The organism is Mycobacterium sp. SMC-18 (genome assembly GCF_045310895.1).
GTDB lineage: Bacteria > Actinomycetota > Actinomycetes > Mycobacteriales > Mycobacteriaceae > Mycobacterium.
The window spans coordinates 21,968-34,866 of the sequence record NZ_JBJIAL010000031.1 but is presented as its reverse complement, the minus strand read 5'-3'; the positions used below and the strand labels follow the sequence as shown (position 1 = coordinate 34,866).

Annotated in this window: 15 protein-coding genes; 8 read left to right on the top strand and 7 right to left on the bottom strand. The window is 68.4% G+C overall.

Going from position 1 to position 12,899, the window contains the following annotated elements; genetic code table 11:
- Positions 1–3 precede the first annotated feature (3 nt).
- Positions 4–2,439, bottom strand: coding sequence for a transglycosylase/D,D-transpeptidase PonA2 (gene ponA2 / locus ACJH6J_RS22205; protein WP_406801859.1), 2,436 nt, complete (start codon positions 2,437–2,439; stop codon positions 4–6).
- A 341-nt stretch (positions 2,440–2,780) separates the two neighbouring features.
- On the opposite strand from ponA2, the gene ACJH6J_RS22200 reads away from it, so the two are divergent.
- Positions 2,781–3,086 (top strand): WhiB family transcriptional regulator, encoded by a 306-nt coding sequence (locus ACJH6J_RS22200; RefSeq protein WP_020100988.1) that lies wholly within the window; start codon positions 2,781–2,783, stop codon positions 3,084–3,086.
- 72 nt (positions 3,087–3,158) lie between these two features.
- On the opposite strand, the gene ACJH6J_RS22195 is transcribed toward ACJH6J_RS22200, so the two are convergent.
- Positions 3,159–4,295 carry an ArsA family ATPase gene (locus ACJH6J_RS22195; RefSeq protein ID WP_060999408.1) on the bottom strand — a complete coding sequence of 379 codons (1,137 nt, stop codon included), beginning with the start codon at positions 4,293–4,295 and terminating at the stop codon, positions 3,159–3,161.
- The gene (locus tag ACJH6J_RS22190; RefSeq protein ID WP_406801857.1) at positions 4,292–5,332 is read right to left on the bottom strand and encodes an ArsA-related P-loop ATPase; all 1,041 of its coding nucleotides are present in this window, start codon (positions 5,330–5,332) and stop codon (positions 4,292–4,294) included. The genes ACJH6J_RS22195 and ACJH6J_RS22190 overlap by 4 nt, the downstream gene beginning before the upstream one ends.
- Positions 5,333–5,380: 48 nt before the next feature.
- Here ACJH6J_RS22190 and ACJH6J_RS22185 point away from each other — a divergent pair, with 48 nt between their 5' ends.
- From ACJH6J_RS22185 to ACJH6J_RS22175, 3 genes are read left to right on the top strand one after another with little or no spacing between them, the layout of a single operon-like run.
- Positions 5,381–5,542, top strand: coding sequence for a DUF4177 domain-containing protein (locus ACJH6J_RS22185; RefSeq protein WP_090562576.1), 162 nt, complete (start codon positions 5,381–5,383; stop codon positions 5,540–5,542).
- Positions 5,539–5,994, top strand: a complete 456-nt coding sequence (locus ACJH6J_RS22180; protein ID WP_061007129.1) for a RidA family protein — start codon at positions 5,539–5,541, stop codon at positions 5,992–5,994. The genes ACJH6J_RS22185 and ACJH6J_RS22180 overlap by 4 nt, the downstream gene beginning before the upstream one ends.
- Positions 5,991–6,794, top strand: coding sequence for an MBL fold metallo-hydrolase (locus ACJH6J_RS22175; protein WP_406804532.1), 804 nt, complete (start codon positions 5,991–5,993; stop codon positions 6,792–6,794). The genes ACJH6J_RS22180 and ACJH6J_RS22175 overlap by 4 nt, the downstream gene beginning before the upstream one ends.
- A gap of 58 nt (positions 6,795–6,852) precedes the next feature.
- Here the strand turns inward: ACJH6J_RS22175 and crp are convergent, their stop codons facing one another.
- Positions 6,853–7,527 carry a cAMP-activated global transcriptional regulator CRP gene (gene crp, locus ACJH6J_RS22170; protein WP_406804531.1) on the bottom strand — a complete coding sequence of 225 codons (675 nt, stop codon included), beginning with the start codon at positions 7,525–7,527 and terminating at the stop codon, positions 6,853–6,855.
- Positions 7,528–7,630: 103 nt separating this feature from the next.
- Positions 7,631–7,942, bottom strand: a complete 312-nt coding sequence (locus ACJH6J_RS22165) for a hypothetical protein (RefSeq protein WP_135355510.1) — start codon at positions 7,940–7,942, stop codon at positions 7,631–7,633.
- A 204-nt stretch (positions 7,943–8,146) separates the two neighbouring features.
- Here ACJH6J_RS22165 and nth point away from each other — a divergent pair, with 204 nt between their 5' ends.
- The 4 genes from nth to marP are packed head-to-tail and all read left to right on the top strand — an operon-like array spanning position 8,147 to position 11,431.
- On the top strand, positions 8,147–8,833 hold the full coding sequence (nth, locus tag ACJH6J_RS22160; RefSeq protein ID WP_406774129.1) for an endonuclease III: 687 nt from the start codon (positions 8,147–8,149) through the stop codon (positions 8,831–8,833).
- Complete coding sequence (locus tag ACJH6J_RS22155) at positions 8,830–9,480, top strand: TlpA disulfide reductase family protein (protein WP_135355511.1); 651 nt, start codon at positions 8,830–8,832, stop codon at positions 9,478–9,480. The genes nth and ACJH6J_RS22155 overlap by 4 nt, the downstream gene beginning before the upstream one ends.
- The gene (locus ACJH6J_RS22150) at positions 9,477–10,241 is read left to right on the top strand and encodes a CoA pyrophosphatase (protein WP_135355512.1); all 765 of its coding nucleotides are present in this window, start codon (positions 9,477–9,479) and stop codon (positions 10,239–10,241) included. Before ACJH6J_RS22155 ends, ACJH6J_RS22150 begins: the two co-directional genes overlap by 4 nt.
- On the top strand, positions 10,238–11,431 hold the full coding sequence (marP, locus tag ACJH6J_RS22145; protein WP_406774065.1) for an acid resistance serine protease MarP: 1,194 nt from the start codon (positions 10,238–10,240) through the stop codon (positions 11,429–11,431). The genes ACJH6J_RS22150 and marP overlap by 4 nt, the downstream gene beginning before the upstream one ends.
- Here the strand turns inward: marP and ACJH6J_RS22140 are convergent.
- Positions 11,420–12,385, bottom strand: a complete 966-nt coding sequence (locus ACJH6J_RS22140; RefSeq protein WP_212807331.1) for an alpha/beta fold hydrolase — start codon at positions 12,383–12,385, stop codon at positions 11,420–11,422. The genes marP and ACJH6J_RS22140 overlap by 12 nt on opposite strands.
- A complete protein-coding gene (locus ACJH6J_RS22135) occupies positions 12,385–12,894 on the bottom strand; it encodes a phage holin family protein (RefSeq protein ID WP_212807330.1) in 510 nt (169 codons plus the stop codon). The genes ACJH6J_RS22140 and ACJH6J_RS22135 overlap by 1 nt, the downstream gene beginning before the upstream one ends.
- Positions 12,895–12,899: the final 5 nt, after the last annotated feature.

Below are 12,899 nucleotides of genomic sequence, written 5' to 3'. Positions count from 1 at the left end.
GGCCTATGGGGGCGGGGGACCGAGGACCGGCACGGTGATGGGCGGCAGGCCCGGAATCTCCACGACCGTCGACCCGATCTGCACCGGCGGCAGGCCGTCGATGCCCGGAATCCCCACTGGCGGTGGTGGCGGAGGCGGCGGCGCGATGCCGTTGCTGACCTGGATCGTGATGATCGAGCCGGGGATGGTCTGACCCGACGGCGAGGTGCCGACGACCTGACCCGATGGCGCGGTGCTGTTGACCCACGACGGCTGCGCGGACAACTGGAAGCCGGCTTCCTTGATGCGGTTCTGCGCCAGGTCGAGGTCCATGCCCGCGACGCTCGGCACCTTGGAGCCCGGCCCACCGTCGACGTAGCGCGGGTCGGTCGGCGGCATCACCACGTTGGGCGGCGTGAACTGCTTCATCGCGGTGAACCACGTGCGGGCCGGCTCGTGGCCGCCGTAGAGGTCACCGCGGCCGCACTGGCGCAGCGGGTAGGAACACAGGTCCGACGGCGTGGTGGAGTCGTCGTAGATGTAGTTGGCGGCGGCGTAGGCACTGGTGAAGCCGAGGAACGCCGACGACCGGTGGGCCTCGGTGGTGCCCGTCTTTCCGGACATCGGGAACGTCCAGCCGACCGACTGCGCGGCGCCCGCGCCGGTACCGCTGACGGCGTCCTTGTTCATCGCGTTGGCCAGCGTGTTGGCAAGGCCCTCGGGCACCGCCTGCTCACAGGTCTGGGTGGTCACCGAGACCTCGTTGCCGTGCCGGTCGAACACCTTGTCCACCGGGTTGGGCGGGCACCAGGTGCCGCCCGACGCCAGCGTGGCCGCGACGTTCGACAGTTCGAGGGCGTTGACCTCGAACGGCCCAAGGGTGAACGAGCCGATGTTCTGCCGCTTGATGAAGTCGGCCAGGCTCTCGTTGCTGTTCGGGTCGTACGGGCGGGCGGTGCCCGGCGCCGCGTAGGACCGCAGTCCCAGCTTGACCGCCATGTCGACGGTCCGCGGGACGCCGATCTGTGAGATCAGCTTGGCGAAGCCGGTGTTGGGCGACGACGCCAGCGCGTCGGTGATGTTCATGCTGCCCCGGTAGCGGCCGTCGTTCTCGACGCACCACTTGTCCTTGGGGCAGCCCTTGGCGCCACCGCTGCCGAGGCCCTTGGCCTCGAACCGGCCGGGCACGTCGAGCTGCGCGTTGATGCCCATGCCCATGTCCATGGCGGCCGCCGTGGTGAACAGCTTGAAGATGGAGCCGGCGCCGTCACCCACCAATGAAAATGGTTGTGGCTGCATGGTTTCCCCGGCCGCGGTGTTCAGGCCGTAGGTCCGGTTGCTGGCCATCGCCACCACCTGGTGGTTGTCCTTGCCGGGACGGATGACGCTCATGACGCTGGCGATGCCGTCGATGGACGGGGACGCGATGCCGTCGATCGACGACTTGACCGAGTTCTGGATGTCCGGGTCGATGGTCGTGCGGATCAGGTAGCCGCCCTTGGCCACCTGGTCCTTGCTGATGCCGGCCTTCGACAGGTAGTCGAGCACGTAGTCGCAGAAGAAGGCGCGGTCGCCGGCGGCGATGCAGCCGCGGGGCAGCTGGTTGGGCTGCGGCAGGATGCCGAGCGGCTCGGCCTTGGCGGCGCGCAGGGCCTCGGCTTCCTGCGGGACGTTCTGGATCATGGTGTCCAGCACCAGGTTTCGACGTGCCAGGGCGCCGTCGGGGTTGACGTACGGATCCAGTCCGCTGGTCGACTGCACCATGCCGGCGAGCAGTGCGGCCTGCTGCCAGTTCAGCTGGTTGGCGTTGATGCCGAAGTACGTCTGGGCGGCATCCTGGATGCCGAACGCGCCGTTGCCGAACGACACCAGGTTGAGGTAGCGCGTCAGGATCTCGGACTTGGTGAACGTCTTGTCGAGGGTCAGCGCCATGCGGATTTCGCGCAGCTTGCGTGCCGGGGTGGTCTCGATGGCGGCCCGCCGTTCGGCGTCACTCTGCGCGACCACGAGCAGCTGGTAGTTCTTCACGTACTGCTGCTCGATGGTGGATCCACCGCGGGTATCGGCCGAACCCGACATGTAGCCGGACAGGCCCGTCAGGGTGCCCTTCCAGTCAACCCCGTTGTGCTCGGCAAACCGTTTGTCCTCGATCGAGACGATGGCCAGCTTCATGGTGTTGGCGATCTGATCGCTCGGCACCTCGAAACGGCGCTGCGAATACAGCCACGCGATGGGGTTGCCCTTGGCGTCCACCATGGTGGACACGGCGGGTGCGTCACCTTCGACGAGCTGGGCCGAACCGTTGGCCACGACGTCGGATGCCCGGTTGGACATCAGGCCGACACCCCCGATGAGCGGGAACATCATCGCGGCGAGCACCACGCTGGCGAGCAGAACGCACCACGTCATCTTGATGACGGTGACCGCGGTCGGCGGACGGTTCTGCGGTCGCTCGGGCATGGGGTACAGCCTAGCGACCGTGGTGGCCAGCAGCTGAGTGCTGGTCGATTACCACGTCCTTAGGGCATCTAGGGGGCTGCGACACGGGCAAAAATTAACGTTTGGACACACGTCCCAAAAAAGCGGCCCCAGACCCATTGCGCAATAGGCCCCTGACCACCTAACTTGAACACACAATGCGATCTAGGTAACACTACTAGCCGCAATGTGGCGTAGATCGCATCAGCGACCTACTCGGGAGGACTCGGCCGTCGGGAGACGGTGTGACGAAGGGATCGCTGGTGGCAGGTACACAGCCAGTAGTTCGCACGACAATCGCTCCCCAGGCCGGAAACGGCGCGATACAGGGCGTGGTCCAACCTGAAGCCGAAGCCCGCATCGCCTGGGTGTCCCAGGCCCGGTGCCGCCAGGCCGACCCGGATGAACTGTTCGTCCGCGGCGCCGCACAGCGCAAGGCCGCGGTCATCTGCCGGCATTGCCCGGTGATCGTCGAATGCGGTGCCGACGCCCTCGACAACCGGGTCGAGTTCGGCGTGTGGGGCGGCATGACCGAGCGTCAGCGCCGGGCCCTGCTCAAACAGCACCCCGAGGTGGTGTCCTGGGCCGAGTTCTTCGCGACCCAGCGCAAGCACCGCAACGCGGTCTGACAGACGTAGATACAGCTGTGCCCGGGATTTCCTAGGAAATCCCGGGCACAAGCATTTGAAAGCCGTTGTCTGTCAGGCTTTGACGACGTCGCCCGTGATCTGATCGGCGATGGCCCGCAGCGCCTCGAGATCGGACACCTCGAACGGCAGTGACGGCACCCCCACCAACGCCACGTGCGGGTTGGCCCCGGTGAACCGCGACAGCAGCCGCACCTCACGCTTGGAGATCACGGTGCGGTTCGCGTGGATCCGCAGGGTCGCCGCGGCCAGCGCATCGGTGTCCTGACCGGACTGCTCCAGCTTGCCGGCGGCCTCGTCGGCCGCATCGGCGGTCAGGTCACACAGCATCGGGTGGGTGCGGTTGAGGATCAGGCCGGCCAGTGGCATCTGCTCCTGCGACAGCCGGTCGACGAAGAACGACGCCTCACGCAGCGCGTCGGGCTCGGCAGCTGAAACGACGACGAACCGGGTACCCGGGCGCTTGAGCAGTTCGTAGGTGCGGTCGGCCTTCTCCCGGAACCCGCCGAACGTCGCGTCGAGCGACTGCACGAAACCGGCCGCGTCGGAGAGCATCTGCGAACCCAGCACGGTGGACAGCGCCTTCATCGCCAGGCCCATGGCCCCGGTGACCAGCCGGCCGATGCCGCGGCCCGGCCCGAGCAGCAGCCGCCACAGACGGCTGTCCATGAAGTTGCCCAGTCGCTTCGGCGCGTCCAGGAAGTCCAGCGCGTTGCGCGACGGCGGGGTGTCGACGACGACCAGATCCCACTTGTCCTCGGCCAGCAGCTGGCCGAGCTTCTCCATCGCCATGTACTCCTGCGTGCCCGAGAGCGACGTCGCGACGGTTTGGTAGAACTGGTTCTCCAAAATCGCGTCGGCCCGGTCCTCGCCGGAGTACTGCAGCACCATCTCGTCGAAGGTGCGGCGCATGTCGAGCATCATCGCGTAGAGCTCACCCGGCACCTCGGGAGCCAGCGGCACCCGCTGCGGGGTGTTGCCCAGGTCCTTGATGCCGAGGGCCTGTGCCAGGCGTTTGGCCGGGTCGATGGTCAGCACCACGACGGTGCGGCCGTACTCGGCGGCCCGCAGCGCCATCGCGGCGGCGGTGGTGGTCTTGCCGACGCCGCCCGCGCCGCAGCACACCACGACGCGGTTCGCTTTGTCCGACAGGATCGCGTGCATGTCCAACTTCAAGGGCTTGCCGCTCATTTGGTGCCAACCCCTTGCTGCTCGAGTGCTTCGGCGAGTTCGTACAGGCTGCCCAGGTCGACCCCGTCGGGCAGAGCGGGCAGTTCCAGGCGGGGCACTTCGAGGGCGTCGAGCGCCTCGGCGCTCTCGGCGCGCGCCATCATGCGTGTCGCGTGCTGGATGGTCTCGGTGAGCAGTCCGGCGAAGTCGGTGTCGGACAACGTGATTCCGGCGTCGGCCAGCCCGGCGCGCACGGCGTCGGCGTCGACGACGCCCTCGGCGGCCTTCGCCAGATCATCCTGCGACAGGTACGCCGGGATGTTGCGGTTGACGATGACGCTGCCGATCGGCAGGTCCAGCTCCCGCAGCTCTTCGATGGCTTCCAGGGTCTCCTGCACGGGCAGCGCCTCCAGCAGGGTGACCAGGTGGATGGCGGTGAGCTCCGAGTGCAGCAGCTTCACGACGCCGTCGGCCTGGGAATGCACGGGCCCGCCCTTGGCGAGATCCGAGACGGCCTTGGTGACGTCGAGGAAGCGCGAGATGCGGCCCGTCGGCGGGGCGTCGACCACGACGGCGTCATAGGGGCGCTGGCCCTTGAGTTCCTTGGCGGTCTTGCCGTTGCGGACCACGACCTCTTTGATCTTGCCGGTGAGCAGGACGTCACGCAGGCCGGGAGCGATCGTGGTGGCGAACTCGACCGCGCCGATGCGCTTCATGGCACGGCCGGCGATGCCGAGGTTGTAGAACATGTCCAGGTACTCCAGGAACGCGGCCTCGGTGTCGATGGCCAGCGCGTTCACCTGCCCGCCGCCTTCGGCGGTGGCGATCTTCTGCTCCCCGTACGGCAGCGGCGGCACGTCGAAAAGCTGCGCGATGCCCTGCCGCCCCTCGACCTCGACCAGCAGGACGCTGCGGCCGCCGGCGGCCAGCGCCAGCGCCAGCGCGGCGGCGACGGTGGTTTTGCCGGTACCGCCCTTGCCGGTGACGAAATGGAGGCGCGCCTGGTCCAGGCGCGCGGGCCAACCGGTGTGGGTTCGGCCCGTCGATTCGGAGGTCACCCCAGCATGTTAACCATGCGGTACCCCTCGGCCGATAAGCTCGGCGGCATGAGCGAACCGACCCGGTGGGAGTACGCCACCGTCCCGTTGCTGATCCACGCCACCAAGCAGATCCTGGACCAGTGGGGCCAGGACGGGTGGGAGCTGGTGTCGGTGCTGGCCAACCCGAGCGGTGAGCAGCACGTCGCATACCTGAAGCGGCCGAAGTGACCGTCTCCGACCGGTTGGCCGAGCTCGGCATCGAGCTGCCGGAAGTCGTTGCGCCCCTTGCCGCTTACGTCCCCGCCGTCCGTACCGGGAACCTCGTCTACACCTCGGGCCAGCTGCCCATGCAGGGCGGCCAGTTGCCGGCCGAGGGCAAGGTCGGCGGCGAGGTCAGTGCCGAGGACGGCAAGGCCCTGGCCCGGATCTGCGGCCTCAACGCGTTGGCTGCCGTGCACGCGCTGGTGGGTATCGACTCGGTGGTGCGGATCGTCAAGGTCGTCGGTTTCGTCGCCTCGGCACCGGGCTTCAACGGCCAGCCCGCGGTGATCAACGGCGCGTCCGAACTGATGGGCGAGGTGTTCGGCCCGGCCGGTGCGCACGCCCGCTCTGCCGTCGGGGTCTCGGAGTTGCCGTTGAATGCGCCGGTCGAGGTGGAGTTGATCGTCGAGGTCGTATGACGCATCCCGCGTATGGCGTGCTGCGGCCGGTCACGGAGGCCGCCTCGGTACTGCTGTGCGACAACCCGGGGATCATGACGCTCGACGGCACCAACACCTGGGTGCTGCGCGGGCGCGGTAGTGACGAGATGGTCGTCGTCGACCCGGGACCTGACGACGATGCGCACCTCGAGCGCATCGCAGCACTCGGCAAGATTCCGCTGGTGCTGATCAGTCACAAGCACGACGACCACACCGGCGGCATCGACAAGCTCGTCGGCATGACGGGTGCGGTGGTGCGCTCGGTCGGCAGCGGGTTCCTGCGAGGACTCGGCGGGCCGCTCACCGATGGCGAGGTGATCGACGCCGCGGGCCTGCGGATCACCGTCATGGCGACGCCCGGCCACACCGCGGATTCGCTGTCGTTCCTGGTCGACGATGTCAGGGGCGAGCGCAGCGACGGGAAGGGTCCCGTGCTGACCGCGGACACCGTGCTGGGTCGCGGCACCACCGTCATCGACAACGAGGACGGCAGCTTGCGCGACTACCTGGAATCGCTGCGGCGGCTGCAGGGCCTCGGGCAGCGGACCGTCCTGCCCGGCCATGGTCCCGATCTGGCCGACCTGTCGCAGGTGACGGCCATGTACCTCGCGCACCGCGAGGAACGGCTGGACCAGGTGCGCGGCGCCCTGAAAGTGCTCGGTGAAGAGGCCTCGGCGCGGCAGGTCGTCGAACACGTCTATACCGACGTCGACCAGAAGCTGTGGGACGCCGCCGAGAAATCGGTGCAGGCCCAGTTGGACTACCTGCGGACTGCTTGACCAGACCAGACAAAGATGCCCCCGACACGCCATGTGTGCGGGGGCATCTTCGTCAGTACTAGCGGGCTCGGCGGGCCAGCCGCTCGGAGTCGGAGATCAGCACGCTCTTGCCCTCCAGGCGGATCCAGCCGCGGTGCGCGAAGTCGGCGAGCGCCTTGTTCACGGTTTCGCGGGAGGCGCCGACCAGCTGGGCGATCTCTTCCTGCGTCAGGTCGTGGGTGACGCGCAGGGCGCCGCCCTCCTGGGTGCCGAAGCGCTGGGCCAGCTGCAGCAGCTGCTTGGCCACGCGACCGGGCACGTCGGTGAAGATCAGGTCGGCCAGGTTGTTGTTGGTGCGGCGCAACCGGCGGGCGAGCACGCGCAGCAGCTGCTCGGCGATCTCCGGGTGGTCCGCGATCCACGCCCGCAGCGCTTCACGGTCCATCGAGACCGCGCGCACCTCGGTGATGGTGATGGCGCTCGACGTCCGGGGACCCGGGTCGAAGATCGACAGCTCACCGAACATGTCCGACGGACCCATGATCGTCAGCAGGTTCTCCCGGCCGTCCGGCGACCGGCGGCCGATCTTCACCTTGCCGGAGATGATGATGTAGAGGCGGTCGCCGGGCTCGCCTTCGGCGAACACGGTGTGTCCGCGAGGAAAGTCGACAGGCTGCAGCTGTTTGGTCAGTGCGGATACCGCGGTGGGCTCGACACCCTGGAAGATTCCGGCCCTCGCCAGGATCTCGTCCACGTTGCTCCCTAAGGCTGGTGAGTGATAAAAAACGCGCGCAAGCTAGCCAGTGAACTGGTTAACAAAGTCAGTCTAGTGGTAAGCCGTTTCGCAACCAGCCACGCTACACACGATTCGCCTGGCGAGTCTCGCGAAATTGCGGATTGCTCGCATAGTGGGCATACGCGCGGCTGGGTAACTCGGGCTCACCGAAGGCGCCGAGCGGGTTGTCGCGCGTCGGCGACGGGGCCGCGAGGGCGCGCGGCTCCTCGAATCGGGGTGCCGATCGGTGCGGCAACGTACCGGCGGATGCGGATTGCTCCGACCAGGCGTTCTTGACCTTCTCGACGAAGGCTTTGACGTCTGCCGCGGTGTACGTCTCCTTGGACGTATCCAGCATCGCTTCGAGGCGGCTCAACCCGAAGGTTGCCAACATGAGCAACCCGGGAATGCACACCACGAGCAACCAGGACACACGCAGAAGTAAACACGCCGAATGTCTCAGGGTGATCACGAAACGACGCCGGTCAAAGTATCCTTACCGACTTCTCTCAGTACGCTTACCGGCGTGCCTGCGCGACGATCCACCGCAAAATACGACCGCGAAACCCACCTGGGTCTGGTGCGTCGCGCTCGGAGAATGAATCGTGAACTGGCGCAAGCGTTCCCGCACGTCTACTGCGAGCTGGATTTCACCAATCCGCTGGAGCTGGCGGTGGCCACGATCCTGTCGGCGCAGTGCACGGATAAGAGGGTGAACCTCACCACGCCGGCGCTGTTCGCCAAATACCCGACGGCGCTGGACTATGCGCAGGCCAACCGGACCGAACTCGAGGAGCTGATCCGGCCCACCGGCTTCTACCGCAACAAGGCGACGTCGATCATGGGGCTGGGCCAGGAACTGGTCACCCGTTTCGACGGCGAGGTGCCCGACACCCTCGACGAGCTGGTCACGCTGCCGGGTGTGGGACGCAAGACCGCGAACGTCATCCTGGGCAACGCCTTCGACATCCCGGGCATCACGGTCGACACGCACTTCGGCCGGCTGGTGCGACGTTGGCGCTGGACCGCCGAAGAGGACCCGGTCAAGGTGGAACACGCCGTCGGCGAGCTGATCCCGCGCAAGGAATGGACCCTGCTGTCGCACCGCGTCATCTTTCACGGGCGCCGGGTTTGCCATTCCCGGACCCCGGCCTGCGGCGTGTGTGTGCTGGCCCGCGACTGCCCGTCGTACGGACTCGGGCCGACGGACCTGGCCGCCGCCGCGGCGCTGGTGAAGGGTCCCGAGACCGAACACCTGCTGGCCCTGGCCGGGATCACCGAGTGAGTCGGTCTGCCCGTTGGACCGTGGTGGTGCTGGCCGTGTTCGTCGTTCTCGGTGTGGCGCTGTGGCGGCAACTCGGTGACGACCGGACCGCGTCCGGGCCGGCGGGCCAGCAGACTGTCGCGCGCGCACATCGCGACGCCGACACCCCGGCGGCGCTGGCCGGACCCCGGGCCAAGGCGGCCCTGCCGCCCTGTCCGGCACCGCAGGGCGGGCCCGGACCGCAAGCGCTGCAGGGCATCACGGTCGACTGCGCGGCCGACGGGACGCCCGTCGACGTCGCCAAGGCCGTCGCCGGCCGCGCCGTGGTGCTGAACTTGTGGGCCTACTGGTGCGGCCCGTGCGCCGACGAACTGCCCGCACTGGCCGAGTACCAGCGCCGGGTGGGCCCGAAGGTGACGGTGCTGACGGTGCATCAGGACGAGAACGAGACCGCCGGGCTGCTGCGGCTGGCCGACCTGGGCGTCAAGCTGCCGATGCTGCAGGACGGCCGGCGGCTGATCGCGGCCGCGCTGCGCGTCCCCAATGTCATGCCTGCGACCGTGCTGCTGCGCCCTGACGGTAGCGTTGCGCAGGTCCTGCCCCGGCCGTTCACCAGTGCCGACGAGATCGCCAGTGCAGTGAACGCACAGTTAGGAGTGTCGGGGTGAACGTGCTGAACCCACAGGCCGCCCCGGCCTGGCTGCGGCCCCTCGTCGACAACGCCGCGGACCTCCCGCAGGCCTACCGGCGCCGGGTGCCGAAGAGCGTGCTGGCGGCCATCACCGCCGCCGGCGCCACCGCGACATTGACCGGCACCAAGCGCGACGCCGCCGTCCTGGTGTTGTTCTCGGGCGCGCCCGACGCCCCCGCCGGTGCCCTGCCGCCCGACGCCGACCTGCTGGTCACCGTCCGCGCATCGACGCTGCGCCACCACGCCGGGCAGGCGGCGTTCCCCGGCGGCGCGTCCGATCCAGGGGACGACGGTCCCATCGGCACCGCGCTGCGCGAGGCGAACGAGGAAACCGGCATTGATCCCTCCCGGTTGCACATCCTGGCCACGCTGGACCGAATGTTCATCCCGCCCTCGGGTTTTCACGTGGTCCCCGTGCTCGCGTACTCGCCCGACCCGGGCCACGTCCTCGCCGTCGACCCGGCCGAGACCGCGATCGTCGCGCGGGTTCCGGTGCGCGCCTTCGTCAATCCCGAGAACCGGTTGATGGTGTATCGCAAAGAGAACACGCGGCAGTTCGCCGGCCCGGCATTTCTGCTCAACCAGATGCTGGTGTGGGGCTTCACCGCTCAGGTGATCTCCGCGATGCTCGACGTCGCAGGCTGGGCCAAGCCGTGGAACACCGACGTCGTCGAGGAACTGGACGCGGCAATGGCGCTGCTGGGCGAGTCCAGCGGTTACCGTGTGGATCAACCATGACACCTTCACAATGGCTGGATCTGGCCGTTCTGTCCGTCGCCTTCGTCGCCGCCGTCTCGGGCTGGCGGTCCGGGGCGCTGGGCTCCCTGCTGTCTTTTCTCGGTGTGGTGCTCGGCGCGGTGGCCGGTGTGCTGCTGGCGCCGCATGTGGTGGCGCACGTCGACGGCGCCCGCAGCAAGCTCTTCATCGCCCTGTTCCTGATCCTGGGCCTGGTCGTGGTCGGCGAGATCGCCGGTGTGGTGCTGGGCCGCGCCGTCCGCGGCGCCATGCGCAACGAGGTGGTGCGCGGATTCGACTCGGTCGTCGGCATGGCCCTGCAACTGGTCGCGGTCCTGGTTGCCGCCTGGCTGCTGGCCACCCCGCTGACGTCGTCCGACCAACCGAACCTGGCTGCCGCGGTGAACGGCTCGCGCGTGCTGTCCGAGGTCAACGACCTCGCACCGGCCTGGCTCAAGCGCGTGCCCACGCGGCTGTCGGCGCTGCTGAACACCTCGGGACTGCCGTCGGTGCTGCAGCCGTTCGGCCGCACGCCGATCGTCAGCGTCTCGGCACCCGATCCGGGGCTCGTCGCCGATCCGGCGGTGGCCGCGGCCAAGGGCAGCGTCGTGAAGATCCGCGGCGTCGCCCAGAGCTGCCAGAAGGTGCTCGAGGGCACCGGCTTCGTGGTGGCGCCCGGCCGGGTGATGTCCAACGCCCACGTGGTGGCCGGCTCCAACAGCGTCACCGTCCAGGTCGACGACAAGAGCTACGACGCCAAGGTCGTGTCGTACGACCCCGAGGCCGACATCTCGATTCTCGACGCGCCCGACCTGCCCGCGGCACCCCTGAAGTTCGACATGCAGGAGGCCGCGACCGGGACCGGCGCGGTGGTGATGGGCTATCCGGGCGGCGGTGAGTTCGCCGCGACGCCGGCGCGCATCCGCGAGGTCATCAAGCTCAACGGTCCGGACATCTACCACTCCACGACCGTCACTCGCGAGGTCTACACCATCAGAGGCAATGTCCGCCAAGGCAATTCGGGCGGACCGCTGATCGACGGCAGTGGGAAGGTGCTCGGTGTCGTGTTCGGCGCCGCCGTCGACGACGCCGACACGGGCTTCGTCCTCACCGCCGACGAGGTGGCCAAGCAGATGGCCAAGGTCGACAACTCCGAAGCGGTGCCGACCGGGAAGTGCATCTCAGCCGGGTAGCTGGTGCAGGAACGTCGACAGCTCCGAGGTGACGGTCGACGGCTGTTCCTCGTGCGCGAAATGTCCTGCGCCGGGGATGGATACGAAGCGGGTCTGCGGGGCGTAACGCTGCGTCCGGCGGACCGGGTCGTCGAGCACGTACGGATCGGCGGTGCCGTGCAGGTGCAGGACCGGGACCGCGGTGCGCTGTTTCATCGCGCGCATGAAGCGCCGGCCCTCACCGCGGAGCTGACTGCGCGCCGCCCACCGCTGGTATTCGAGCGCCGAATGCGCGGCCGACGGAATCTGGATCGCGGTGCGCAGGTGCGCGGCGGTCTGGGCGAAGTCGGCCGTCGCCGGCCAGGCGGCGCCGGCGCGGCTGCGCACCAGCTGCTCGACGGCCGCACCACCCCGCCGGGTCAGGACATGCTCGGGCCACCACGGCACCTGGTTGCGCAGCATCGCCGGCAGCAGGGCCGCGCGCTGGCCCTTGTCGGTCAGCGTCGACGACCGCAGCGCCACGGGATGCGGTGAACTGACCAGCGCGATGCCCCGCACCACCCGCGGATGCAGCATTGCCGTCGCCCAGCAGACGAGGCCGCCGTCGGCGTGTCCCACCAGTACGGCCGAGTGGTGTCCCAGCGCGCGCACCAGGCCCGCGGTGTCGCCGGCCAGCGTCCAGCCGTCGTATCCGGTCGGTGGTTTGTCGCTGCCGCCGTAGCCGCGCAGGTCGACCGCGACGACGCGGGCGCCCCGCAGGTCGCGCAACTGATGCCGCCACGAGTACCAGAACGAGGCGAACCCGTGCAGCAGGATCACCAGCGGGCGCTCGGCATTCGAGGAGCCGTCCGCGTTCCGGTCCTCGGGCTCGGAGCCCTCGGCCTCGACGACGTGGAAGCGGATCCCGTTCGCGTGCACCTGGAGGTGTCGCCACGGACCGTCGATCCGGACGACCGACGGATCAGGTGGCGGCACTACCAGCCTGAGGTGTCGCTAGAAGCCGTGCGAATGGAGGCTTGGCTCGACGGCTTGTCGTGGCCCGGTGTCAGCGCCACCTTGGCCTCCTTGACCGTGGCGATGGTGTCCCGCGGGCCGCGGATCTTGCGGACCTTGAGGAAGCCCAGGAAGGCGAGCGCACCCGTCGTCAGCACCATCAGCGCGAAGACGATGAGGTACGACGCCCAGCTCGGCAGCCACAGCTCCAGCAGCGAGCCGAGGAAGAAGAAGAAAAAGAACGTCGAGTAGAAGAGCACGACGAGGGCGGCGATGAACAGGACGCTGCCGGTCAGGCCCTTCTTGACGTCGGCGGTGATCTCGGCGCGCGCCAGCTCGACCTCGGCGCGCACCAGCGTCGACATCTGCGCGGTGGCTTCCTTGACCAGATCGCCGATCGACGGATCGGCCTTGGGTGCATGCGGATCCACCAGCGGGATCGAGGTCACCGTGGCTGGAACGGGGCCATTCTTGCGATCGCCATTGCTCACGAACA

Coding starts and splice junctions, on each gene's coding strand:
- ponA2 (WP_406801859.1), bottom strand. CDS start 2,439: ATGCCCGAGCGACCGCAGAACCGTCCGCCGACCGCGGTCACCGTCATC.
- ACJH6J_RS22195 (WP_060999408.1), bottom strand. CDS start 4,295: ATGAGCGGCAAGCCCTTGAAGTTGGACATGCACGCGATCCTGTCGGAC.
- ACJH6J_RS22185 (WP_090562576.1), top strand. CDS start 5,381: ATGAGCGAACCGACCCGGTGGGAGTACGCCACCGTCCCGTTGCTGATC.
- ACJH6J_RS22175 (WP_406804532.1), top strand. CDS start 5,991: ATGACGCATCCCGCGTATGGCGTGCTGCGGCCGGTCACGGAGGCCGCC.
- ACJH6J_RS22165 (WP_135355510.1), bottom strand. CDS start 7,942: ATGTTGGCAACCTTCGGGTTGAGCCGCCTCGAAGCGATGCTGGATACG.
- nth (WP_406774129.1), top strand. CDS start 8,147: ATGAATCGTGAACTGGCGCAAGCGTTCCCGCACGTCTACTGCGAGCTG.
- marP (WP_406774065.1), top strand. CDS start 10,238: ATGACACCTTCACAATGGCTGGATCTGGCCGTTCTGTCCGTCGCCTTC.